29 protein-coding genes are annotated in these 23,622 nt (G+C 60.8%); 19 read left to right on the forward strand and 10 right to left on the reverse strand.

Annotated elements, in window-relative coordinates; all coding sequences use genetic code 11:
• Positions 1-84 precede the first annotated feature (84 nt).
• Positions 85-1,332 carry an MFS transporter gene (locus JQ567_RS13230; protein ID WP_212439208.1) on the reverse strand — a complete coding sequence of 416 codons (1,248 nt, stop codon included), beginning with the start codon at positions 1,330-1,332 and terminating at the stop codon, positions 85-87.
• Between the two features lie 116 nt (positions 1,333-1,448).
• Complete coding sequence (locus JQ567_RS13235) at positions 1,449-1,940, reverse strand: cupin domain-containing protein (RefSeq protein WP_212439209.1); 492 nt, start codon at positions 1,938-1,940, stop codon at positions 1,449-1,451.
• A gap of 412 nt (positions 1,941-2,352) precedes the next feature.
• On the opposite strand from JQ567_RS13235, the gene JQ567_RS13240 reads away from it, so the two are divergent.
• Entirely contained in the window at positions 2,353-3,069 is a 717-nt protein-coding gene (locus JQ567_RS13240) for a peroxiredoxin-like family protein (protein ID WP_212439210.1), read from the forward strand.
• A 9-nt stretch (positions 3,070-3,078) separates the two neighbouring features.
• Here JQ567_RS13240 and JQ567_RS13245 read toward each other — a convergent pair whose 3' ends face one another.
• Complete coding sequence (locus JQ567_RS13245) at positions 3,079-3,975, reverse strand: LysR family transcriptional regulator (RefSeq protein ID WP_212439211.1); 897 nt, start codon at positions 3,973-3,975, stop codon at positions 3,079-3,081.
• Between JQ567_RS13245 and JQ567_RS13250 the strand changes: the two genes are divergently transcribed.
• Genes JQ567_RS13250 through JQ567_RS13260 form a run of 3 tightly spaced genes read left to right on the forward strand, consistent with a single transcriptional unit; the run spans position 3,974 to position 6,159 of the window.
• On the forward strand, positions 3,974-4,147 hold the full coding sequence (locus tag JQ567_RS13250; RefSeq protein WP_212439212.1) for a hypothetical protein: 174 nt from the start codon (positions 3,974-3,976) through the stop codon (positions 4,145-4,147). The genes JQ567_RS13245 and JQ567_RS13250 overlap by 2 nt on opposite strands.
• Positions 4,144-4,968, forward strand: coding sequence for a 3-hydroxybutyrate dehydrogenase (locus JQ567_RS13255; RefSeq protein ID WP_212439213.1), 825 nt, complete (start codon positions 4,144-4,146; stop codon positions 4,966-4,968). The genes JQ567_RS13250 and JQ567_RS13255 overlap by 4 nt, the downstream gene beginning before the upstream one ends.
• A 33-nt stretch (positions 4,969-5,001) precedes the next feature.
• A complete protein-coding gene (locus tag JQ567_RS13260) occupies positions 5,002-6,159 on the forward strand; it encodes a patatin-like phospholipase family protein (RefSeq protein WP_212439214.1) in 1,158 nt (385 codons plus the stop codon).
• A gap of 24 nt (positions 6,160-6,183) precedes the next feature.
• Here JQ567_RS13260 and JQ567_RS13265 read toward each other — a convergent pair whose 3' ends face one another.
• Positions 6,184-6,816: a LysE family translocator gene (locus JQ567_RS13265; RefSeq protein WP_212439215.1), complete on the reverse strand. Its 633-nt coding sequence runs from the start codon at positions 6,814-6,816 to the stop codon at positions 6,184-6,186.
• Between the two features lie 710 nt (positions 6,817-7,526).
• Here JQ567_RS13265 and JQ567_RS13270 point away from each other — a divergent pair.
• The 4 genes from JQ567_RS13270 (at position 7,527) to JQ567_RS13285 (ending at position 10,732) form a co-directional block, all read left to right on the forward strand.
• Complete coding sequence (locus tag JQ567_RS13270; protein WP_212439216.1) at positions 7,527-7,748, forward strand: hypothetical protein; 222 nt, start codon at positions 7,527-7,529, stop codon at positions 7,746-7,748.
• A 6-nt stretch (positions 7,749-7,754) separates the two neighbouring features.
• A complete protein-coding gene (locus JQ567_RS13275) occupies positions 7,755-8,174 on the forward strand; it encodes a hypothetical protein (protein ID WP_249165434.1) in 420 nt (139 codons plus the stop codon).
• Positions 8,175-8,692: 518 nt separating this feature from the next.
• A complete protein-coding gene (locus JQ567_RS13280) occupies positions 8,693-9,178 on the forward strand; it encodes a hypothetical protein (RefSeq protein ID WP_212439217.1) in 486 nt (161 codons plus the stop codon).
• Between the two features lie 996 nt (positions 9,179-10,174).
• Entirely contained in the window at positions 10,175-10,732 is a 558-nt protein-coding gene (locus JQ567_RS13285) for a lytic transglycosylase domain-containing protein (protein ID WP_212439218.1), read from the forward strand.
• Here the strand turns inward: JQ567_RS13285 and JQ567_RS39045 are convergent.
• Positions 10,695-10,865, reverse strand: a complete 171-nt coding sequence (locus JQ567_RS39045) for a pentapeptide repeat-containing protein (RefSeq protein ID WP_409363597.1) — start codon at positions 10,863-10,865, stop codon at positions 10,695-10,697. The two genes, JQ567_RS13285 and JQ567_RS39045, sit on opposite strands and share 38 nt — an antisense overlap.
• A 95-nt stretch (positions 10,866-10,960) precedes the next feature.
• Here JQ567_RS39045 and JQ567_RS13295 point away from each other — a divergent pair, with 95 nt between their 5' ends.
• The 9 genes from JQ567_RS13295 (at position 10,961) to JQ567_RS13335 (ending at position 17,930) form a co-directional block, all read left to right on the forward strand.
• Complete coding sequence (locus JQ567_RS13295; protein ID WP_212439220.1) at positions 10,961-11,944, forward strand: ABC transporter substrate-binding protein; 984 nt, start codon at positions 10,961-10,963, stop codon at positions 11,942-11,944.
• Between the two features lie 156 nt (positions 11,945-12,100).
• On the forward strand, positions 12,101-13,690 hold the full coding sequence (locus JQ567_RS13300) for a M48 family metallopeptidase (RefSeq protein WP_212439221.1): 1,590 nt from the start codon (positions 12,101-12,103) through the stop codon (positions 13,688-13,690).
• Between the two features lie 119 nt (positions 13,691-13,809).
• Complete coding sequence (locus JQ567_RS13305) at positions 13,810-14,367, forward strand: hypothetical protein (protein WP_212439222.1); 558 nt, start codon at positions 13,810-13,812, stop codon at positions 14,365-14,367.
• 43 nt (positions 14,368-14,410) lie between these two features.
• A complete protein-coding gene (locus tag JQ567_RS13310) occupies positions 14,411-14,782 on the forward strand; it encodes a nuclear transport factor 2 family protein (RefSeq protein WP_212439223.1) in 372 nt (123 codons plus the stop codon).
• A gap of 70 nt (positions 14,783-14,852) precedes the next feature.
• Positions 14,853-15,164 (forward strand): hypothetical protein, encoded by a 312-nt coding sequence (locus JQ567_RS13315; RefSeq protein WP_212439224.1) that lies wholly within the window; start codon positions 14,853-14,855, stop codon positions 15,162-15,164.
• A gap of 83 nt (positions 15,165-15,247) precedes the next feature.
• Positions 15,248-15,928, forward strand: coding sequence for a Crp/Fnr family transcriptional regulator (locus JQ567_RS13320; RefSeq protein ID WP_212439225.1), 681 nt, complete (start codon positions 15,248-15,250; stop codon positions 15,926-15,928).
• An 869-nt stretch (positions 15,929-16,797) separates the two neighbouring features.
• Positions 16,798-17,022 carry a response regulator gene (locus JQ567_RS13325; RefSeq protein WP_249165435.1) on the forward strand — a complete coding sequence of 75 codons (225 nt, stop codon included), beginning with the start codon at positions 16,798-16,800 and terminating at the stop codon, positions 17,020-17,022.
• A 429-nt stretch (positions 17,023-17,451) separates the two neighbouring features.
• Positions 17,452-17,670 (forward strand): DUF6894 family protein, encoded by a 219-nt coding sequence (locus JQ567_RS13330; RefSeq protein WP_212439226.1) that lies wholly within the window; start codon positions 17,452-17,454, stop codon positions 17,668-17,670.
• 47 nt (positions 17,671-17,717) lie between these two features.
• A complete protein-coding gene (locus JQ567_RS13335) occupies positions 17,718-17,930 on the forward strand; it encodes a hypothetical protein (RefSeq protein WP_249165436.1) in 213 nt (70 codons plus the stop codon).
• Positions 17,931-17,944: 14 nt separating this feature from the next.
• Here JQ567_RS13335 and JQ567_RS13340 read toward each other — a convergent pair whose 3' ends face one another.
• Entirely contained in the window at positions 17,945-18,142 is a 198-nt protein-coding gene (locus JQ567_RS13340) for a hypothetical protein (RefSeq protein WP_212001685.1), read from the reverse strand.
• Between the two features lie 174 nt (positions 18,143-18,316).
• Complete coding sequence (locus JQ567_RS13345) at positions 18,317-18,592, reverse strand: hypothetical protein (RefSeq protein WP_212439227.1); 276 nt, start codon at positions 18,590-18,592, stop codon at positions 18,317-18,319.
• Between the two features lie 334 nt (positions 18,593-18,926).
• Here JQ567_RS13345 and JQ567_RS13350 point away from each other — a divergent pair, with 334 nt between their 5' ends.
• Positions 18,927-19,103 carry a hypothetical protein gene (locus JQ567_RS13350; RefSeq protein WP_212439228.1) on the forward strand — a complete coding sequence of 59 codons (177 nt, stop codon included), beginning with the start codon at positions 18,927-18,929 and terminating at the stop codon, positions 19,101-19,103.
• Between the two features lie 270 nt (positions 19,104-19,373).
• Here JQ567_RS13350 and JQ567_RS13355 read toward each other — a convergent pair whose 3' ends face one another.
• Both JQ567_RS13355 and JQ567_RS13360 read right to left on the reverse strand, forming a co-directional pair.
• Positions 19,374-19,628 (reverse strand): hypothetical protein, encoded by a 255-nt coding sequence (locus JQ567_RS13355; RefSeq protein WP_212439229.1) that lies wholly within the window; start codon positions 19,626-19,628, stop codon positions 19,374-19,376.
• Positions 19,629-19,867: 239 nt separating this feature from the next.
• Complete coding sequence (locus JQ567_RS13360) at positions 19,868-21,082, reverse strand: NAD(P)/FAD-dependent oxidoreductase (RefSeq protein WP_212439230.1); 1,215 nt, start codon at positions 21,080-21,082, stop codon at positions 19,868-19,870.
• A 406-nt stretch (positions 21,083-21,488) separates the two neighbouring features.
• On the opposite strand from JQ567_RS13360, the gene JQ567_RS13365 reads away from it, so the two are divergent.
• Positions 21,489-22,799: an adenylate/guanylate cyclase domain-containing protein gene (locus JQ567_RS13365; RefSeq protein WP_212439231.1), complete on the forward strand. Its 1,311-nt coding sequence runs from the start codon at positions 21,489-21,491 to the stop codon at positions 22,797-22,799.
• A 33-nt stretch (positions 22,800-22,832) separates the two neighbouring features.
• Here JQ567_RS13365 and JQ567_RS13370 read toward each other — a convergent pair whose 3' ends face one another.
• The gene (locus JQ567_RS13370) at positions 22,833-23,549 is read right to left on the reverse strand and encodes a dihydrofolate reductase family protein (protein WP_212439232.1); all 717 of its coding nucleotides are present in this window, start codon (positions 23,547-23,549) and stop codon (positions 22,833-22,835) included.
• Between the last annotated feature and the right edge of the window lie 73 nt (positions 23,550-23,622).

Consider the following 23,622-nt stretch of genomic DNA (forward strand, 5'->3'; position numbering starts at 1 on the left):
CGGTTAGCCGCTGTTTCGATTTACGTTGATCGATCGGCCTTCGTTACGAATGGCGATCGAACGATCGTGAACAAATCGCTGTGATCAATCAGCCGTCGTTGCCGGCATTGGCGTCTCTCCTCTGTTTGATGGAAGTTTGAGTTGCGTGGTCAGTACCGCCGCCATCGCGAGCGACGCGCCGACGCCAGCTACGCAGGCGGCCCAGCCATAACGGTCGAACAATTGTCCGAGCACGGCGCTGCCGACCATTCCGCCGAAGAAGTAACATGCGAGATAAGTCCCACTGGCGACGCCGCGGTTATCGTACGCCGCCTGGCCGACGAAACCCGTCGCCGAGGCCTGCGCAAAGAAAGTGCCGGCGCCGACCAGCACCATGCCGGTGAGGACATACGAAAGGTGTGAGGACAACATCATCGGCAGGCCAATCGCCGCGAACGCGAGCGCGCCAGAGATCACCGGCCGGGTGCCAAACCGTGCGACGGCTCTTCCGGCGAACAGTGTCGTGACCACGGAGGGTGCAAAGACAAGATAGACGAAGCCGAGATCCATACGCCCGAGCGACAGCGGCTCGCGGACGAGAACGAAGTTGACGAAGGTGAAGGTGCCGATGAAAGCGAACAGGATGCAGAAGCCGATCGCGTAGGCGGCGCGCAGCGACGGGTTGCGCCAATGGGCGATGCTTGCCTCGAACGGAGACAGCGCCGCCGGCATCGCATGCATCGGCCTGGCGCGAGAAACCGTGAAATACACCAGCGCCGCACCAGCCAGATTAAGCAGTGCGAAGGAATAGAAATTAGACGCCAGCCCGAACGTATCGACCAGCGCGGCCGACATCAGCCGGCCGATCAGATTGCTGGCGACATTGCCGGCGATATAGGCCGCGAACGCGCCGCCGGCGTCCGTCGAGCTGCATTGCTCGCCGAGATGGGCCAGCGTCAAGGCGAAGGCCGACGCCATACAAAGACCCTGCAGCAGGCGAAGGATGGTGAAAATGGTGAGATCAGGTGCGCTCGCCAGCAGCATCGTCGGAACCGCAAGCAAAACAAGGCTCACGAGAATGCCGCGCCGTTGGTCGATATACGGGCTGAGGAAGCCGACTATGAGGCTTGCTATCGCCATGCCCAGGGTGCTGGCATTAACCGCAACACCCATCGCGGCCGGCGTCACGTTGTAATGCCGGGTCAGGGACGGAAGGATCGCCTGGGTCGCAAACAGATCGACCACGGTGAGGAAAGCCGTCAGGCCGATGACGAGGGAGCGCAGCACCACGCCCGGCGAGCGGCCATGCGTATCGCTCGCGTGCGTTTTCATCGACGCGGAAAGGTCGGTCATGGTGCATCTCGCCGGGTGAGCTGGAAAGGGATGTGACGCCTGGGCGTGCGGGGCAACACGGGGGATCCCAGGACGTCACATCGGCAACGGGCGCGGGAAGCGCGCGTTACATCCGGTTACATGTGGTGGTCATGCGGATCCTTGCGGACGTCGCCGACATAGAGAATGACCGTCTCCTTGCCGAGGTTCTTCCACCAGTGCGACACGCCGGCGACTTCGGGTCTGATCTCGCCGGCCTTGTGCACGATCGGTTCGGCGCAGTTACTGGCATATTCGACGATTTCGCCCTGCTGTACGAAAATCAGTGCCGGACGGTCGTCATGGCTGTGCCACGGCACGATGCCGCCGGGCTCGATCGTCAGCTTGCGGAAGCGCAGCTCGCGATCCCTGATGTTGGCGGGCTGCTTCTCGAGATTGATCGCGCCGAGCGTCACGTCGGTGACGCCGACCGCCTTGTAGTCGACTTTCTCGCGGACGTTGGCCTTCATCCTGTCGGCGGGACATTCGCCGGCAAACGCCGCCGGCGCCGACGCGAGCGAGCCTGCCAGGACGCCGGCAAGTGCAACATCCTGCCAGCACGTGCGGAATGTGACGTTGGATTTGGACATGTCGTGGTCTCCTCTGTTCGCTTGCTGCCTTTGAAGTCGCGCTGGCCCCGAATGATCGGGCCGGCTACGTCACGACAATCGACGAAAGCACCTGAGGAATGAAATGCCGGTTGGCTCTGGACTCCATAGCGCCGCGCTATGCGTGGCCGGCTCGATGCCCCCCGGCTATCGAACCCATTGGGCGACGGCATTTCAAAGACGGATCAATCCGACCTCTGATGGGTCAGCGCCCGATCGGCCGTTGTTGCCTGTCCCGTGAGGAAATCCCTTTGGCACTCCCCAACACACCCATCGCCGACACAGTCCGACCGGCCTGCCCCATCCTCCTGCATACACGCCAATCGGCCGCCCCTTGCCGGCGGCCCCGCGCTGGAAAATAGTATCAAGTCAAACCGACCGGCCGGAGTACGACATGACCCAGCTTTCGCCTGCCAACGCCGAACGCCTGCGGCAGGCCTTCCAGCACTGCCGCGACATGGAAGGTACGCTCGGTGAGCGGCTGCAGGCCTACGCCGCCGCCGGACGCGGTTTTTTTCCGGCCTACAGCGAAGCGGTGGATCGTCTCGTCGCGCGGATCCACGAGAACGGCGGCGGTGAGAATGCGCCGCGGCCGGGCGAGGCAATGCCGCCCTTCATGCTGCCGGATGAGACGGGGCGACTCGTCAGCCTGACATCGCTGATCAGCAACGGGCCGGTCATCGTGATGTTCTATCGCGGCCATTGGTGTCCTTACTGCCGGCTGAACGTGAAAGCGGTCATTCAGGCCGCGGACAAGATCAAGGCGCTAGGCGGACAGATCGTCGCGATCATGCCGGAAACCCAGAAGTACGCCGAGCGCTTCAAATCCGAGGCCGGCGCCCCCTTCCCGGTGCTGACCGATCTCGACAACGGCTATGCGTTGTCCCTCAATCTAGCGATCTGGCTGGGAACGGAGATCCAGCAACTGCTTTCCTATCTGGACCTGTCGGATTTTCACGGCAATGACGGCTGCATGCTGCCGATTCCGGCGACCTTCGTGGTCGGCCGCGACGGGTTGGTGAAAGCCCGTTTCGTCGACCCCGATTTCCGCAAACGAATGGAGATCGACGACCTGCTGGTTGCGGTGCGAGCGGCCGGCAAGGATCGCTGAGCCTCGGGCTTACGCCGTTCTGCTCAGGAATTGCTGCCAGTCCGACCCGCGCAGCATTCGCATGATTGCGGATGCGACCGCGGTGCGCTCACGCCCGGCGACACCATAGAGGTGAACCGTGCGGCGCGCGTCCAGTCCTTCGACCGAAGTGCGTTTCAGCGTGGCAGGAAGCGACGCCGTGTGAGGGACCACGGCAACGCCGATATCGGCTTCCAGCAGTTCGATCAGATCCCGTTCCGACGAAATTTCGTGATTGCGGTCGACCGCAACGCCATGCTCGCGAAGCGACCGGCCTAGCGAAGCGGAATGTTCGCAGTAACTTCGCGACAACCATTGCTCTGCCTGCAGGTCGCTGAAGCCGATTGTGTCGCGCTCCGCCAGCCGATGCTGCCGGCTGACGACGAGATAAAAGTCCTCCGTGAATAGCGGCCAGGTGTCCAGCCGGTCCCAGTCGCCGCCGAGTTCGGCAGCAATGCCGAGTTCGGCTTCGCCCTTCTTCAGATATTCGCCGACCTCCTCGCTGTTGCCGCGCAAAAATCGAAATTCGAGCTGGCTGAATTGCCGCCTGATCTGGTCGAGAAACGGTACCAGAATCGACAGATCGACCGAGTGGCTAAGCGCAATCCGAAGCGCACCGATTTCTCCGCTCTTGAACGACGACGCCAGCATGCGCGCGCCGCTGGCGGCGTCATAGCATTGCTGCAGCAGCGGGTGCATCCGAAGGCCGAGTTCGGTCAATTGCGCCGCCGGCCGTTCCCGGCGGAACAGGTCGCCACCCAGTTCGGCTTCGAGCTGCTTGATCGCCCGCGTCAGCGACGGCTGTGTGACGTTGCACTCGTCGGCGGCGCGCGTGAAATTCAGCGTCCGCGTGACGGCGAGGAAGTATCGTACCTGATGCATTTCCATGATCGTGCTGCCCCGATCTCTCGTTGCCGCAGGCTATCCGATCAAGACCCGCAATGACACCCGAACGGCAATAGCGGCAGCCTATGGTTTAGGAAGCCAAACGGCATTTCAAAACACCGTGTCCATCCTGCAGATTTCGGCTGGCAAAGCTGCAGGAAAGGGACCGCCATGAACGTTCAGCCGAAGGCGCGGGACACCAGGGCCGCGCGGCCGCTCGCCGGCAGGGTCTCGCTGGTCACAGGGTCGACCAGCGGCATTGGCCTCGGGATTGCGCGGGCCCTGGCCGAGGCGGGATCCGAGGTGGTGCTTAACGGTCTTGGGACCGCCTCCGAGATCGCCACGACCAAAGACCAGATCGAGGCCGATTACGGCATCAAAGTCAGCTATTCGGCCGCGGACATGACGAGGCCGGAGGCGATCGCCGAGATGATCGCGGCTGTCATCGCAGGGCACGGCCAGCTCGACGTGCTCGTCAACAATGCCGGTATCCAATATGTCGCGCCACTCGACCAGTTTCCGGTCGAGAAATGGGACGCGATCCTGTCGATCAATCTGTCATCCGCGTTTCACACCATTCGGCTCGCCCTACCGGCGATGCGCCAGAACAAGTTCGGTCGCATCATCAACATCGCCTCCGCCCATGGACTGGTCGGCTCGCCCTTCAAGGCGGCCTATGTCGCCGCCAAGCACGGTATCGTCGGGCTGACCAAGGTCGCCGCGCTGGAGACCGCCGAAGAAGGCATCACCTGCAACGCGATCTGTCCGGGTTACGTCTATACGCCGCTGGTCGAAGCGCAGATCGACGGCCAGGCCAGGGCGCACGGCATCTCCCGCGATCAGGTGATCCACGACGTGCTGCTGGCGCAGCAACCAAACAAGCGCTTCGCGACGGTCGAGGAATTGGGCGCGTTGACCGTCTTCCTCGCCAGCGACGCTGCGGTATCGATCACCGGCATCGCGCTGCCGGTCGATGGCGGCTGGACCGCGCACTGACGTACCGAACGTAACGAAGCAAGGGAGCGTGACATGAACGACGTCCGGGACAATTGCTCAACGCTGAAGGCACTCGGCAAATCCGAGCCCGGCCAGATCGTGCTGGTGCTGCAGGGCGGCGGCGCGCTCGGCTCCTATCAGGCCGGCGTCTATCAGGCGCTGCACGAGGCCGGTATCGAGCCGGACTGGATCATCGGTACCTCGATCGGCGCCATCAACGCCAGCCTGATCGCGGGCAATTCACCGCAGAAGCGGCTGCCGCGGCTGCGCGAATTCTGGAAGAAGATGGAGCAGAACACGCTCTGGCCTCTTCGCGACATCTTTCCGGGCTTCAACGAAAAGCTGTCCTATTGGTCGACCGTGACCCATGGCATTCCCGGCTTCTTCCGGCCGAATCCGCTGGCCCATGCCGGCGACCTCTATCCGCTCGGCGCCGATCAGGCCGGCTATTACTCGACCGCGCCGCTGGAGCGCACGCTGACCGAACTGGTCGATTTCGCTCTGGTCAATCAGTGCAGGCCGCGGCTGACGGTCGGCGCGGCGCATGTCCGCAGCAGCCAGATGCGTTATTTCGACAGCCGCGATAGCGAGCTCGGCGTCAAGCACATCATGGCGTCTGGTGCGTTGCCGCCGGCGTTCCCGGCCGTTCGCATCGACGGTGAGTTATATTGGGACGGCGGCATTCTATCGAACACGCCGACGGAAGCCGTGTTCGACGACAACCCGCGTCGGAATTCCCTGATCTTCGCCGTACACCTCTGGAATCCGACAGGTAGCGAGCCGACCACGATGGCGGAGGTGCTGAATCGGCACAAGGATGTGCAGTATTCCAGCCGGATCGCCAGCCACGTCGCGCGCCAGCAGCAGGCGCATCGGCTGCGCCACGTCATCAACCAGCTTGCCGCGCGCCTGCCGGAGTCCGAGCGCAACAGCGAAGCGGTGAAGGAACTGGCGAGCTATGGTTGCCCGACCCGGATGCATGTGGTGCGGCTGCTCGCTCCGCAGCTCGCCCGCGAAGACCACACCAAGGACATCGACTTCAGCCCGTCCGGCATCATGCAGCGCTGGGACGCCGGCTATCGCCACACAAGGGCGGTGCTCGAACGCAAGCCGTGGATCGGCGAATTCGATCCGCTGTCGGGCGTTGTCGTGCACGAGCAGACGGAACTGTTGGCGGAGGCGGCCGAGTGACGGCCTGACACCGAATTCTCGGTGTCAGGCGTGACGGCGGCTGAACAGCAACAGGCCCCCCATCGTCGCGAACAGGCCTCCTGTCACCCTGTTGATCCAGCGCATGTGGCAGCTGGAGCGCAGGACCGGAGCGATCGCGGAAACGCCGAAGGCACACATCGCCAGCACGCTGAATTCGCATGCGATGAAGGTAAGGGCGAGGATGGAATATTGCGGGGCGAACGGCTCGACCGGGTTCAGGAACTGCGGGAAGAACGCGGTGAAGAACAGGATGGCCTTGGGATTGCTGGACCCGACCAGGAGGCCCCTGACATAATGCGTGCGCAGGCGCCGGCCGCTGTCCGCTGCAGCGCTCTTGATATCGACGGCTTCAGCGTCGTTGCCGAACGTCTTGATGCCGAGCCATATGAGATAGATCGCCCCGATCACCTTGACCACGGTGAAGGCAAGCTCCGATGCCGCGAGCAATGCACCGAGGCCCAGCGCCGAAAGCGCCATGACGCCGAGGACCGCGCTGATGCTGCCAACCGCAGCTGCCAGCGCGCCCGACTTGCCTTCGTTCAGCGCCGTCGTCATGCAGGTGAGCATGGTTGGGCCGGGTGACAGCACCAACACGGCCACGGCGGCCAGGTACAGCAAGTAGGTCGTCAGGGTCATTGTTCGCATCCAAATGCGTGGTGAGGTTAAGCGTGCGTAGTGAGGTTAAGCGACACCCTGTCGGGTGTGCCAGCCGGTGATGGCTATGACGGTGGCAGGTCCATTTTATTAGCAGTTGGGTAGCCGCCCACCCAGCCCATACTTGTACCAAAAGCGACGCGGATTACCCTGAGCGGCCCTCTCCCCGTTCGGAATGTGAGCAATTCCGGCCAGCGAGCCGGAAAATTGCTCGTTTCTTCGACCCTCTGGCCCCTTTTTTCGTCATGGCCGGGCATAGCCGTCTGTAGGACGGCGTCGCTACCGCTCGCCTATGCCCGGCCATCCTCGTCTTTCTTGCTTAATGGAAGCCAAGACGTGGATGCCCGGCACCCGTCTCCGCTAAGCCTTCGACGCGGCCAAAAGTGATTGGCGCGCCGGAGCTTTAGCGAAGGCGGCAAAGCCGGGCATGACGACGTACGGTACGAGACGCTATTTCGTTGATCTCTTTTTGAGTCAGACTCTTAGGAAGCCTCCGAGCGGACCGCAAGCACGCGCTGTTAGAACAGCGCTGCGTCAAGCGGATCCGGGCTCCCTGCCCGCATTTCGAAAATGAATCGCCCATTTTTCAGCCGCCGGCGGGCGATAATTGTATTTTGGCCAGCCGTTGGAACTTTTCGGAACTTCTGCCATTGCAAATTTGCTGATGGTGCGAACCCCAAGGAGTGTTTGCAATGGCAACCCAAATCGTGATGGACCACACTGGCGATACCCGCCATGAGTTTGATGCGAACGACGCGAGGGCGTTGCTTGAAGCGGAAAGGCGCTTCGAACAGCTCACAGGCGCCGGCTTCACAGCGGCAATCAGAAATTCCTCTGGCGATCCGACGGTAACCCGCAGGTTCGATCCGAAAGCCGAAGAAACCCTGTTTTATCCAAGGCTAGTCGGCGGTTAGCGTCTCATGTTGCAGACAACGCTACGTAATGCGGTCCGTAACATCAGGCAATTGCTGGCGGATAGCGTGAACCGCTGGCAATTGCTGCGGGCTCAGTATCGAGAATTGGGCTGCCCTCAAAGGGAGGTGCGCGGCATAAGGTTGTTGCAATCGTGGCTATCGGCTGAACAACTCGTTCAGTTCAACAAATACGGGTATTTCGAAGTCACGGGCTGCCAAAGCGGCAAGCGATACCGCATCTGTTATGGCACCGCGACAAATATTCATGAACTTGACCAATATGGGCGTCCGAAAACCGGTTGGTGTTTTGTACCAAACCAGCCACTGGTTCCGGGCGACGTCATGCTCGCACAGAAAATTGCTTTGGAGACCGACGAGTGGGCTGCACTGGCGGTGGCCAAATCGTTCAGGCCGACTTGGCATTGAACAGACTTGGCATTGAACAGAGCTGGCATTGAACAGAGCTGGCATTGAACCTCAGATGCGACTTCAAGCCTCGCGTCTGAGGGGCCGAGGTCTGCTGCGCCGCCGCAGGCAGGAGCAGCGCTGGCGATCCTGATGCGGTGCAGCACGGGCTGCGCCGGCGGCGTCTCTACGGAAAATGGATGCAAGCAGACTGTTTACCAAGTCGGTCAATGACGTGAAAACCACCTTCCCTAAGCCGTCCGAAACGAATCCGCTCTAGGCTGCCTCCAACAAGCAAGAGGCAGCAATGTTCACGATCATCAGGGCGCTCGTCATCGCGGTATGCGCGTATGCCGGTTCATCGGTAGCAGGCAGTCAATTCCCGGACCTGCCGAACTCCCATCAAATCTACACCGAGTAGCTCACGGAAGTTCGTGATCGAGCTCAGCAACAGCAATTCCGGCAGTAACCACGTTCAGTTACGGACTGTCAGGAATTAGGGCGTTTGCTCTCCGTCAGGTTCTGTGGCGGAGATGGTTATGCCTCTCGGACGATACATAGCCTGGGTCGGCGCATCGTTGCTGGTGTTGCTGTTCGTGGCCAACTGGTTCTTTCCGCAACCTTTGGCGGAGCCCGCCGGTGACGAAGTTAACAGGCCGGTCATCCGGATCGCTTCGCTACAGCAGCCGCCGGAGCGGATCGTCATCGACACCAACCTTCCGACGATCGTTCCGCCGCCCGCGCCCGCCGCCGATGCCATCCCGGACGAGCCGCCCCCGCAAGCACAATCATACGCGCCGATAACTTCTCAGGCGTCGGTTACTGGCGTGGAAAAAAGCAAGCCAAAGGCCACGAAGAGGATGGTGAAGGAGGCTGCAGCCAGACAACCGTCATCGCCCCATGCGCAAATCAACACGCCTGCGGCCCCGAGTAGCAGCCCGGCGCCGATCGCACCGCCTACCAGGTTGTCGTTCGCGAACATCATTTCCGGGCAGCTGGTGAGAGAGCTGTTCAACCTTCATTGAGCCTCAGCGCAGGGACACCATCGTCGTCCCCCCAATGCCGAGCACACGGGCGGCGCCCCCGGCTCCTCTAAGTTCCCACGATGAACGCGGTGACCTACGCCGGGCAACGGCTGGATCATTGCCGCGGCCAATGGATCGATCGCGCGTTTGCTCGCGCCTCCGTGCATTAACCCTGTTGTCAGACTTACTTCGTCGCTCCTGCGCGTAGGTCCATTCTGCCGCTAACCCGCCGCATTGGATCCTAGAAATCGTTCGGCGACGTTGGGCAGATTATTTTCCCCTATTCGGGGCAAGCACCTTCGTTCTGGAAGAGCAGATCATGATGAGGGCAGGTCTCCTCGTTGTCGGCCTCAGCGCTCTGACCATCATGGAGCTGGGGACACCGCGACGCACGAAGACAAGTGCGCCAGATCGGTTCGAGCAACTGACCATCGGCGTCAGCGTATCGGGCGACACCCTGGAGACGGCTGACCGGCGCGAAGTCCACCGTTTGCAGCATGAAGCACCGGTTCAGCCGATCTCATCCGTCGAACCAACACCGCCGCCGGATGCGACGGCGGCCTTAACTCCAGAAAAGGATCCGGGCACCGTTGGGAGCGCTACAGGCGGCAAGAAGCCCGTTGCCGGGAAGTTGCGGCCTGGATCCAAATACACGGAGCCTGACAAACCCAAGCCTCAATCCACAAATCCCAACAAAGCTGCAAGGGTGGCTCGGCCGAAGCCGATGGGCGAGGCCAGGCCGTGTCGTCCGAATGCATTCGATGGTCTGCTTCAAGCATTGAACCTGCCCGCCCGATGTCAGACCTAGCACAATCGCTTTCGTGCAATGTCGGATTGGCCGGCGCCAAACCGGCGCACCTCGCTCGCACCCCAGGAGGAGCAGAGCGTGTGGTCGAAATCAGGCCGCCTCGCCCGGACGAGCGGTGCGTACCTGATAGATCGCGAGACTGGTGCTACGTATCAATCGCCGCGATCGTTCTAGCGGCGGTGATCGCGTTGGCCGTTATCGCAGGCCTCTACATCTTTCGCAGCACGCTTTCAAACCGGCAGACAATCGAGTCAATCGACGTCAAGGCTCTGGTGGAGCGCATCATCAAAGTCGAATCGGCGGGAATTGCGAATAAAAGGAACAAGCTTTCCAGCGCCACAGGGGCCGGTCAATTTCTCGATGACACCTGGCTCGAAGCCATCCGAAAGCATCGCCGCGATTTGATCAAGGGACGCAGCGATAAAGAACTCCTGGAGCTACGACAGGACGCCGAACTTACGCGGGAGATCATTGCGCGGCTGCTTGAGCAATATGCCAGGACACTGCATAAACGCGGTCTGCCCCTCACGTCCGGTTCGCTTTATCTGGCCTATTTTGCCGGACCGGCTGGCGCCGTGGCTCTGCTGTCCGGCGCCGAACATGCCGACGCCGCATCCGTCATGGCCGCCGCTGACGCGACCGGTCGAACCACCCGCCAGAAACTTGTCAGGGCTAACCCATTCCTCGAGGTACTAACGGTACGCGATCTCAAGAACTGGGCCGATCACAAGATGCGCGGCATCTAGATCGCCCTGTTGCCGAGATCCGGCCATTCGCCGTCATGGAACGACCACCTTGCAGTGCGGTCGCACCCTCCAAGTCAGCTTGCTCCAGGTCAGCTTGCTCCAGGTCAGCTTGCTCCAAGTCAGCTTGCTCCAGGTCGGCTTGTGACCCAACGCGGAGCTCCGGCCGCTCTTGGACTCGCGCCGAAAAGTGCTTACCATCGGGTGAAACTGTCGAGCGCGGGGCCGGCCATGAAGCGACGCGAGTTCATCCGGCTGGTCGGCGGCGTGGCGGCCTCATGGCCGCTGGCAGCGCGGGCACAGCAGCGCATTCCGATCGTGGGCTTTGTCGGATTTGCCAATGCCGACGTCGACGACGTGACGGTCGGCGCTTTTCGCAAGGCGCTGGTTGGGCTCGGCCACGTCGAAGGACGCACCATCATCGTCAATGCGCGCAGCGCCAACGGCGACGTCGCGCGCGGCCACGCCATGATCGACGAACTGGTGGCACTGCCGGTGAATGTATTTCTTTCGCCGGGCCAGGCCGCGGCGCGGGCCATCGTGCGCAAGACGAATATTCCCGTGGTCGCGGTGGCATTGCCGGCGGTGCAGAGCGACCCCGAACTGTTCCAGAGTCTGGCCCGGCCCGGCGGTACCGTGACCGGCTTCTCGGCGTTCGGCGAGGAGATTTCGGCCAAGCGCATCGAAATGCTGAAGGAGATCCTGCCCGGCCTGAAGAAACTCGGCGTGATGCACAACGCCACCGATCCCACCTTCAGCGCCTGGGGTTCGCAGACCATGGCGGATGCGAGGACGGCCGGTATCGAGCCGGTACGCCTCGGGCTCAGTGCGCCGTCCGCCATGCAACTCACCGAGCAGATCAAGAAGCTCGCCGACGACGGCGGCACAGCCATGATCGTCATCCGCGATTTCCTGACGGTGGCCATGATGGCGGACATCTGCCGGATCGCAACCGACCTGCGCATTGCCGTGATCGGCGAGCATGCCGAAATCGCGCGGGCCGGCGCGCTTTTCAGCTATGGCGCCGATCTCGCCGACCTGTTCCGTCGCGCTGCAAGCTATGTCGACAACATTCTCAAGGGCCAGAAGCCGGCGGAGATGCCGATCCAGCTGCCGACGAGGTTCGAGCTGATCGTCAATGTCAGGGTTGCCCGGACGCTCGGGCTCACGTTCCCACCGACAATCCTTGTGCTCGCGGATCAGCTGATCGAGTGAAGCCGCAAAGCAGCCCCCGAGACGCACCTAAGCTGATTGCCGGAGGGACCGAAAGGTCAATTGCACTGCCATGATGCGATGGTGACGGCAAAGTGGTTACGACAAAGGAGCGAAAGTCGTATAGTGCCGTCCATAGATGAGCCAGGGAGGAAATCCATGCGGAAGTCTCCATTCGGTGTCGCCGTCGCGGCTCTTATGCTTTCTACGTCTCAGCCGCTGGTCGCCGCGCAAGACGACGTGGACCAGCAGCTCGGCAACGTGAACTTCAAAACCTCTTGCAACGATGTTGCGCAGCGTCGCTTCGATCGCGCGATGCGCTATCAGCACTCGTTCTGGTACAGCAATGCCAAGGAGATCTTCGAGGAGGCCATCAAGGCTGATGCGACATGCGCCATGGCCTATTGGGGCATCGCGCTCACGATGATGGACAATCCGCACGCCGCAATTCCGCGGCCTAATCTTGCGCCCGGCCTCGCCGCGATCACCAAAGCCAGGGAGATCGGAGCCAAGACCGAGCGCGAACGCGACTATATCGATGCGATGATGGTGATGTACGCGGACCACGAAACGATCCCCCACGCCCAGCGCATGCGCGCGCTGCGCGACAAACAGGCCGACATCGCAGCGAAATATCCAGACGATGACGAGGCTCAGATTGCCTACGCCATCACGCTGAACACGTCGGCGGATTTGAAAGACAAGACCTACGCGCAGCAGACCAAGGGCGCCGCAATCCTGGAGCCGATGTCCGTACGGCTGCCGCAGCATCCGGGCGTGACGCACTACCTGATCCACCTCTACGACTATCCGGCGACCGCGCAAAAAGGCCTCGACGCCGCCAACCGCTACGCCAAGATCGCGCCGGCCGCGCCGCACGCCCAGCACATGCCGTCGCACATCTACACCCGCGTCGGCTATTGGAAGGAATCGATCGCCTCCAACGCCGCCTCCGTGAAAGCCGCGAAGGCCGAGAAGTCGGTGGGCAATTACCTGCACGCGCAGGATTACATGGTTTATGCCCACCTTCAGCTCGCCCAGGACCAGCAGGCGCGCGCCGTCATCGACGACATGATCAAAGAGACCGACTTCAAGGCGACGGTCGCAGCGGCCGACTACGCGCTGGCCGCCTCGCCTGCGCGCTATGCGATCGACCGCGGCGACTGGGACGCCGCCGCGCAACTATCTGTCAGGCCGAGCAACCTGCACTTCGCGACGGCGATCTCGCATTTCGCGCGCGCGCTCGGTGCGGCGCGCTCCGGCAAGCCGGAAGCGGCCAAGGCCGATGTCCAGAAGCTCGCGGAATTGCGCGACAAGTTGCGCGACGCCAAGGACAATTATTGGTCGCAGATCGTCGACATCCAGCATCAGGTCGCCGTTGCCTGGGTGCTTCACGCGGAGGGCAAGTACGACGAGGCTCTCAAGGCCATGAGTGCGGCAGCGGACGCCGAGGACCTGACCGAGAAGCATGTGGTCACGCCAGGTCCGATGGCGCCGGCGCGCGAGCTCTACGGCTTCATGCTGCTCGATCGCGGCATGGCCAAGGAGGCGCTTGTGGCATTCGAGGCCACCAAGGCCAAGGAGCCGAACCGCTTCCAGGGCTACGCCGGCGCAGCCAAGGCAGCCGACACGCTCGGTGACAAGGCCGCAGCGCGACAGAACTATCAGCAACTCATGGCGCTCGCGGCGAACGCCGACACGGAGCGGCGCGAGGTAGCGGCGGCAAAGACCTATCTCGCCAGCAACTAGAGCATGATCCGGGAAAGTGGGCACCGGTTTTGCGAGAAGATCATGCCCAAACAAAAGATGGAGCCGGGTGACGATTCGAAGAAAAGTCATCCTGCTCTAGCGACCAGAACGGTGGTGCAATGAGAAGGGTAGCTATCGCCGTCGCAGCAGCCTCGCTGGGGTGCGTACTCGCGGCGGCGTTGGCGTGGTTCGGTCTGCCACGGCACGCGGCGGCAACTGCGACCGCGCCGGTATGGACCGAGGTGGCTTGGCCCTTCCCCATCGACCAGTGGGGGAAGGGCAAGGCGTTCCGCTGCAAGGCGGCCGACTGCGGCGCCGAGGTGAACCTCTATCTGCGTGCCAAGATCGGGTTTTGCAATTGCACGACCGGCGTCGCCGATGACGAAGATCTGGATCGCATGGGAGATCTTGTTCTCGTCGGCGACGTTGCGCCGCTCGGCGCCGGTCGTCCGGTCAACATTGCGTGGATGAAGGGTCGCAGCCGCGCCTACACGCTCAACACGCGCAATCCGCCCGGCAAAACGGCGATATCGGTGGTTTTCAACGAACGCTGCGACATGATCGCCGCAACCGCCGTGCTCGGCAACGACCGGCCGGCGGCGACCGAGCCCAGCGTGATCGAGTTCCTCAACGGCGATAGGGTGATGCGCTGGGCTGAGATCACGCTCGGCCTCTGATGCGAGTGCAGGCAAGACTGTCCAAACGGGATGGAGACGGCAAATGGACATTCGCGCCGCACTGAAGGAGCTGTGTGAAGCCTTCAACGCGCACGATCTCGATCGCATCATGGCATGCTTTTCTGACGATTGTGTGCTGGAGATGCCGAGGGGAAGCAGCCCGTGGGGCTCCCGTTTCGAGGGCAAACAGAATGTACGGGAAGCGCTGGCAACGCGCTTTGAAGGCTTGCCCGACGTCCACTACGGCAACCCTGCGCATTTTGTGGACGCGGCTGCCGACACCGGCATCTCAAAATGGACCCTCACGGGCACCACCCGCGAGGGCGCGCGAAAGGAAGTCCAGGGTTGTGACTTCTATACGTTCCGCGACGGCAAGGTGATCCGCAAGGATTCGTACTGGAAAATCGTTGATTGAGAGTACGGTTTGGGCGCTTTTCGGACCTCATGCGGCGTGCGCAGGATGCCCCGAAGGGGGTTCCCCTTCCATGTTATTTGGCAATGTGAGCAATTTTGACCAGCGAGTCGGTGTTGCGACGCGGCATGATGCTATCGTCACCCCACATCGGAAGATCAGGCAGATGACATGGGCCCGCGAGCTTATGGAAAATAACTCCGTCGAAACCACACGCTACACGATGGCGGAGCTTTACGAACTGCGCCGGCTACTTATCAGGCACTCGCGCTCCATGCCGCCCGGGCCCGCCCGCAATGAGCACCGGCAGATAGCGGCTTCGATGCGCTCGCTCGCCTGCGACAAAAAGTGGCTGGCCGCCCATACCGTGGATGGCCATAAGTAGGGCCGCCTCGGACGTAGTTACATTCCGGACCGCTACGGCCAAAACGGCTAAGGTAGATGTCCTGCCGCGGGACCAAACCGGACATGGCCAACAACACCAATCAGGCTGCCTTTGATCCCAAGGCGTTTCTCGCCGTCGTGGGCGAGGGCAAAACTATCCTTGAATTTCAAAAGGATCAGGTGGTCTTCGCCCAGGGCGACACGGCAGACACCGTCTTTTATGTTCAAAGCGGCCGGGTCAAGGTTGTTGTCATATCCGAGCAAGGCAAAGAGGCGGTGGTCGGGATTTTTGGACCCGGCCAGTTCTTTGGCGAAGGCTGCATGAACGGCCATTCGGTGCGGATCGCGACCACGACCGCGATGGAAGACTGCCTGGTTACCGCTATCACGAAGGCCGCGATGCTCGCGGCCCTTCACGATCAACCGAAGTTTTCCGAGATGTTCATGGCCTATCTGTTGACCCGCAACAGCCGCATTGAGGAAGATCTGATCGATCAGCTCTTCAACTCCAGCGAAAAGCGGTTGGCGCGCCTGCTGCTTCTGCTGGCGAATTTCGGCAAGGAAGGCAGTCCCCAGCCGATCATTCCAAATATCAGCCAGGAGACCCTGGCCGAGATGATCGGCACCACCCGGTCCCGGGTGAGCTTCTTCATGAACAAATTCCGCAAGCTCGGCTTCATCAGCTACAACGGAAAAATTGAGGTCAATAGTTCATTGTTGAATGCGGTCCTGTACGACAAACCCGAGATCAAGCGCGAACCGTAACGATCGAGCGCGTCGCTTCCACGGACCTCTTCACGCCCCTGAATACGTCACGACAAGTGCGGCAACGGCCAGAACGCAGCTCACGATGAGCACCAGGAGAACCGGTCTGCCCAACAGCCCCCCTCTTGCCTCCACCGCCGTCTCGACTATTTGCTTTCCATCTTTATGCATTGAACTCTCCTGTGGGCGGACCAACCGCCGCCCCTCCCACGAGTTCCAGAACCTTTCGGAACGTTCAACGTTGCCGGATTTCTGGTCCCTATAATTGGAAGTGAGCAAAAGAGAACAGCGCCGCCGCCCCGAATGTGATCGGCTTGAATCCGAACGTCGCTGTCCGCAACGGCGACGTTTCCCAAGCGTGGCCCCGGCGCGGAGCAGCCCCCAAGCCCAAGCGCCGGGGCCATTCTGTCCAAATTCACCACGTTCGACCGTGAACGCGAAACGACGTCGCGCCGCGATGCGGCTTCGTTGATTTCTGGTGATCGCAATGGCGATGTGATCGGCCGGCGCGCCGCGATGAGAGCGGCCCCAGCCCGGGGCTGGATTCCTGCTGGGGCCGGTCTTTGAGAACCGGGCGCAGCCGAATGGCGCACCCGTCCTCTGCAAATGTCAGCACATCCCGTTCTTTGGCGCTGTTCAATTTTGACCACTATGCGAAACATGCCGGGTCCTGATTGGGACGGCCCCGACGCGACGTTTGCGCATCGCTATTTTGGAAGGCGCTCCAAGTCATTAACTTTCGGAATGTGAGCAAAATGGAGCAGACGGGGGACCGGGGGAGTGCCAAGCTGGTTCCATCACCGGCCCGCTTCGGTATCTACCGGTGACTGAGAGTTCTGGAACGCTCCCGCCCAATGCAGGGAAGCATCATGACTTCATCCCAACAATTTCTGATCGCGATCGAGCGCCCGCGCTGTCTGCACTGCCAGGCGCGGATGATGCTGGAGCGCGTTTCGCCGGGGCCGATCGGCTTCCAGCACCGGCTGTTCGAATGCCCAAAATGCGATCACGTGCAGACAAGCGTCATTGTGTCGGATCCCTTGAAGTCGAAGGTGGTCGGATGGCTCGGGGGAGAACTCAGAACACCGAACTGAGGTAACGTCCATGCTCCAAAGACAAAGCCAGGGTCCACAATGCACGGCTTGCGGTTCTCCGATGAAGTTGACCGCTATCGAACCGAGCGATACGGGCCAGGACCTGCGAACGTTTACTTGCCCGCATTGCAGGAGGATTCAACGGCACATCATCGAAAGCGCGGTGACTGATGCATGGTTGGATCGTGGCGGATTGGTGGCCTGATGTATCGGCGCCACGAGTGCATCGCCAAAGCGTCAACCTGTCGTGAGAACGCGCACGAGGATCCAACATGTCATGACTACTGGATCGACCAGGCAATCGTATGGCATCAACGCGCCATCGACGCCCGTCGCGAATACGTGGCCACTCACGAAGTTCATGATGGGCACGTGATACCGAAGTAGCCGCGTTGGATTGGCTACCACCCGTGCGATAGAGCATTGACCATGCAAAAGTTCTTTTTTGATATGAAAGACGGCGTCCCGATGCGAGACCGCATCGGCATCGAGTTCAACACGAATGCCGAAGCGATCAGGCACTGCAAGGAGATCGCGCAGGACTTCCGCGACAACAGCCTGCGGGACGACCAGGACCTTGAGATATTGGTTGTCAGCGAAAGCGGAAAAGAGATTTATCGCGAGTTCGTTCACCGCGAACCGGAATAAGGGCGCCAGGACCGACTGCCCCTGCCCGCCTTAAACAGATTGGTCCAATGATGATGACTAACTCAACTCTTGAGTTCGAGCGCTTGCTGGGCAAGGCCGCGCTCGCATTGTGGCCGGACCTCCCTCGCGACGTGCAAGAGAACCTGTTCGAAACCGCTGTGGCCGGTGACATTGGAATGGGAAAACATTTGGCGTCGTACCTGCACGACCACCATCCGAAAACGGCTCATCCCGCGACGCCGACGCAGTTAGCGCAATGAGGGTGTCACGGGCCCTACGAGGCCAAGGCTGCGATTCCGGCAGCAATCCGATTTCTGCCCGGTGTGGTTAGGCGCAACTTGCCAGCGATATCGGCCATGTAGCCTAACGCGATCAATCGGGCGCTGTGTTCGGCAGGGATGACCGCCGGACGGTCATTTACGGCGGTATGGCCAACCGCAAGCAGCGATGCGAATTCTTGATGGGTCAGCATTGTCGCCTCCAGGTCATGGTCTGAGTATGGCCTGCTTCGGCAACACCGCATGGTCAATTTAGCTCAGTCGGAAAAAATTGAATCCGAAAAGATTGAATCCGTCAGTCCCCATTTGAAGCGCGAAGTTCTAAGCGCCCATGTCCGAGTCTGCTCCTAGGACCGAACCCGGGCACTTCACATCGCCGGGGACAACTTATGGATCGCAAAGAAGCCGCACATAAGCCTGACTGGAGGCAAAGCCTGTGGGGTGGAGGATTCGCCATGGCTTCCAGATTCGTAATCGGTGACAAGGTCCATCAAGCATTCAGCAACCACGCCGAGGGAACGGTCGTTGCGGTATTCAAGGATCAGGCCGGTGGACTCCGGTAAGCGGTTGAAATGTTCGGCCACCGCACCATTCAGATCGCAAGCGAAGGCAGCTTGGTCGCCCGCGACGATTGAGTCGTCCAACTGACCCGGCTTTGGGACGGCTATAAGTCGGCGATGCGCTGATCAATGCCGCTCGGTCTGGGAAATCAATCCGGCCTTTGTCAGGGGATTCCAGGAACCATAGCCATAACGCTCTGTTGGTTTCGAGCAATCCGACCAGGTCCCCTCTTCGACCTTTCGGCTGGGCAGCGTGGACTACGGCCATAGAGTTATGGCGAGGTCGGGCGGAGAAATCCGGCAACCTTGGTAACCCGTACGCTGAATAGGTGCTGCAGCATCGTCCCCAGCCGATTCAAAATCCGTTGAGAAGCAGGAAAATACGAAGCTGCGCCTACTCTTGCAATCGAGGCACATGATGGAACAGGTTTATCATATCGATGACGATGTCCTCCGCCAGGTTGACGCACCGCAGGGCTGCGATGTCGTCGAGCAGAGTAATGTCTACACAGCTCTGACAGAGCACGGTTTGGACAATTCAATCCCTGCCCTTGACGTATTGAACAGAGCTGGCGGCGTCGACCCGGAGGATTGAACAAGGCTTGCGAGGTCGAAAGAGGCAACCATGAAAATCGCGCGTCCACCGCCGAGCTGTACCCATTTCCAAACCACGGAGCTGCCGTGCGCCACATGCGGCAGGCCGATGAAGCTGACCCTCATCGAACCAGGCGGCTCCCACATCGAACTGCGCACGTTCGAATGCGCGGGGTGCGACACAGGCGCCAGCTTTTTGATGGCTGTTTAGGCGGCGTCAACGCGTGGCCACTTCAACCCGACGGCCAAATCGCCAAAGGTCCCGCCCGGCTTAGTCGCGGATCATTGCGATCAGCTTGAAGTCCTTGTCGAGCTTGATGTCATACTGCCCATCCCTGCATTTGGCGTCATCGACTTCAAAATAGCCGCTGGCCTCGGTTTCCTTTTCCATCTTGCCGCCCGTGCAGCCAAGGCCTTCCAGGACAACCTTGATTTTCTCGGCCTCGGCCGGTGTCACGGGGGTGTCAGCAAGCGCGAAAGTGCTGCTTGCAAGCGCAGCAGCGAACGCCGTCAAGAAGAGCTTCATCGGTGCATTCTCCAATTGCGCAAACGAAACCAGCCTGCCCCAGGTTTGTTCCAACAACCGAAGGCGTCAGGAGGAACCCGCTTTCTCACGATGCTGCGTGCGTGTTATCGTCCAAAAAAACCAGCCTGAAAGGGAGCAAGTTAATGCGCGGACGGCGTGTAGTGATGGATTCATGACGACGTTCGGTATGTGCAGCCATCTCCTTGCACCTTGTCAGGGCTGCCTACTCCGGCAAGCTCTTATCGCTGCACGGCCGGCGGCTTCTGCACCGTCGGTGCGGCGGCAGCCAGAATGTCCGCCCGTACACCGGTCCGCGGCGGATAGATCCGCTGCTGGTTGATAATCTGCTTGGTCGATTTGGCGACGGCGCCGGAGGCGTGCAGCTGGCGATCCCATCCGACGGTGTGCAGCGCGCCCCAGGCTCCGAGGTCGAGCACGGTGACATACCAATCGATGTCAAGCGGAAGCATCGGCTGCCCAAGCAAATCGGCGACAACGTTGTTTCCGGCAAAGCGGCCCATCGGTCGTGCGAACTGGCAGGACATCACGGTGGAATGCTCGCCATCCACGACGCAGGAAGCCACATCGCCGGCGGCAAAGATGTTTGTCGCACCGGTGAGGCGCATGAACTGATCCACGTGGAGGCGGCCAAGCCGATCGCGCTCGACGTCAATTGTTTGCGCCACCGGGCTTGCCCTCATCCCCCCGCACCACACCACCGTCCGCGCCGGGATGATCTCGCCGGAGCTCAGCGTGACGGTATTCGCATCGATCGCCGTGACCCTTGCGTTGAGCCGCGTTTCCACACCGAGCGCCGCCAGCGCTTCACTGACGATCGGGCGCGCTTGTTCTCCGAGTGTCACGCCAATAACGGGATTGGGATCGACGAGAATAATACGTCGCTCGCCGGAGAGGCCGGCCTTTTCAAGCTTGCCTGGCATCTCGGTCGCGACTTCGATGCCGGTGAAGCCGGCGCCGACGATGACCACCGTGGCGCGGCCTTCGGCATCCGCCTGCTTGCCCAACGCGGCGAGGTGCGCCTCGAGCCGGACGGCCGCCGCATAACTGTCCACGTCGAAGCCGTAGGCCGCCAGCCCCGGTATAGCGGGACGCGCGAGCTGGCTGCCGAGCGTCAGCACCAGCCGATCGTATTCGATGACCTCGCTGCCGCTATTCGTGGTGACGCTCACGTGCTGCTTGACGGGATCGACCGCCCGCACCTCGGCAACCCTGTGATCGACGCCGACCGGGTCGAGCAATTCGGCGAACGGTATCGCCGCCTCGCCGATGTCGACCTCGTAATTGCGAACCCTGATGTTGTGGTAGGGGTTGCGGTCGACGACCAGTATCTCGACATCCGCCGCCGGCGCGCCGATCTCGTCGCGCTTGCGCGCAGCACCCAGGGCGGCCCACAGCCCCGCAAATCCAGCACCAAGGACAACAATGCGCGGCATATGATTTTCCCGAACGTTCGGCGGGAGCTAATCGTGTGAGAGAAGCGGAATCAAGTGTGTTGGGCCAAATCCCGTCAGTTCGGCGACTCCGCTTGCCGCTCATTCCCGTTTCATATTGGCCGCCAAAACCACCTTCCTCCATTTCTTGACCTAGTCCGAGATTAGTTTGGCGAAGTCGGAGGGGATCCGCTAAGAGCCGTGCCGCCCAGACTGGCAAGCTTCACCTGCAAATCCAAATTGGCTTGAGTGATACCTGGTTGAGGGGCAGCAGCCGATTACCGCATGCTGAGGCTGGGCTACGCGGTTTTGACTTCCGCGTACCGCGGCAAACTGTTAAGATCCAGGTCGAACCTGCCCACGGAAGTCGACGAAGCCGATCACGCCACTTTATGTGAAGTGATGCGCAATGGTTCCGAAAACCCAATACGCAAAGAGCGGTGATGTTCGCATCGCCTATCAGGTCGTCGGCGAAGGGCCGTTCGACCTCGTGTTCGTTCCTGGTTTCATTTCGAACCTCGACGTCGCCTGGGAGGAGCCATATCGGGCGCGGGTTTGGACCCGCTTGGCGGCCTTCGCCCGCCTGATCATGTTCGACAAGCGCGGCACCGGGCTTTCCGACAGAACAGTTGGTGTGCCAACCCTCGAAGAGCGCATGGACGATGTTCGCGCGGTCATGGATGCCGCGGGCTCGCAACAGGCCGCCCTGTTCGGCATCTCCGAAGGTAGCGCGATGTCAGTCTTGTTCGCGGCAACCTACCCGGAGCGTACCCGAGCGTTGGTCCTGTACGGCACCTATGGCCACTTCCTCTCGTGGGTGATACCCCCGGACAGGATAGATGCCGCACTGGCTCGCTTGGAGAAAAATTGGGGCACCGGCGAGAGCCTCCGTTTATTCGCTCCCAGTGTGGCATCAGACGAGACGTTCAAGCTGTCATGGGCGCGTTTTGAACGCCTGGGTGCAAGCCCCTCCGCAGTTGTCGCGCTTATGCGAATGAACAGCGAAATCGATGTTCGTCCAATCCTTCCGTCGATCCGAGTGCCGACGTTCATTATTCATCGACAAGGGGACGTTCGCGTCAACGTTGAAGCGGGGCGGTTCATGGCCCGGCAAATCCCAAACGCGAAATATCTCGAGCTGCCCGGCAGCGATCACATGTTGTGGACCGGCGCAACAGAACGGATATTGGATGAGGTTGAAGAGTTTCTGACAGGCTCGCGGTCCGCAATCGAATCTGATCGCGTGCTCGCGACGGTTCTGTTCACTGACATTGTGAACTCAACCAAGCGTGCCGAGACGATCGGAGATCGTGCATGGCACGACGTGCTGGATCGGCACAACGCGCTCGTGCGGCGGGAGATTTCGCGACATCGAGGGCATGAGGTGAGATCAATGGGAGACGGCTTCCTGGCAACCTTTGATGGGCCGGCTCGGTCAATCCGGTGCGCTCTGGCGATCAATGAAGGCGTTGAAGCTCTTGGGCTGCAGGTAAGGGCCGGCCTTCACACCGGCGAGGTCGAGATGGCCGATGATGACCTGAGCGGCATTGCGGTGCACATTGCATCGCGTGTCGCGACGATGGCAAAGCCCGGGCAGGTTCTGGTGTCGAATACAGTCCGTGACCTTGTCGCCGGATCAAACATCAGGTTTCATGACGAAGGTAGTCATTCCCTAAAAGGCATCTCAGAAACGGTCAGATTGTTCGCGGCCGAACGTTAGTAGTGCAAAGCGGCTGCGGCTATATCGAAGACTTTACCCGGGCGCGCGTTCCACTGCGTGACGTAGCCAGACCATTCCGCCCTCAAGCGTCTCGCAGTGAGTCAACCGCAACGCCTGCCCGGCACCGGGACGTTCGCCCTCCGGGCCGCTGTAGTCAACAATGCTTTGCGTGCCGGCAACTCCATCTACCGCGGGGAAAATCAGTGTGCTGAACTCATCGATAAGCTTGTGCTTGAGGAATGCACCATTGATCTTGCCACCGCCTTCGAGTAGTAGCTTCCTCGCGCCGAAAAGGGAGGCCAGCTGCTCCATCGCCCGTGACAGCTCATCGCCTTTTGTGCCGGCGAAGACATATGAAACACCATCTTCGCGAAGTTCGGCGAGGTAGGCGTCAGAAACCTGCTCACCGAGTACCGCAACGACGTGGTCGCCGCCGACATTGTCCTTGCCGTAATGAACATGGCCCGATGGGTCGATAGCGACGGCGAGCTTGCGGCCATGGCGTTCGGCGACATGCGCTTCACGCGGCACCTTCGACGCTTCGGCAATGCTCCGTTCGGTTCCTTTGGCCATTTCACTCATGGTCTTGCGGCCAACGATCCACCCATCAGCCTCGAAGCGTTCATGCATTTTTTCGTGGTACGCGCGCAAAACATCCCACGAAATGCCCGGGGCCGCCCGAGTGAACCGGCTGGGATGAAGGCGTCCATCAATCGACGTGCTCATGTGGCAGATGATGTAGGGTCGCATGAATCGCTTTCTTGTTGAAGGGCACTAACGCCGAGATAAATATAGCCGGTTATGTTCGCGCTCCCATCGAGGC

This window comes from Bradyrhizobium sp. AUGA SZCCT0431 (genome assembly GCF_018131065.1).
Classification (GTDB): Bacteria; Pseudomonadota; Alphaproteobacteria; order Rhizobiales; family Xanthobacteraceae; genus Bradyrhizobium.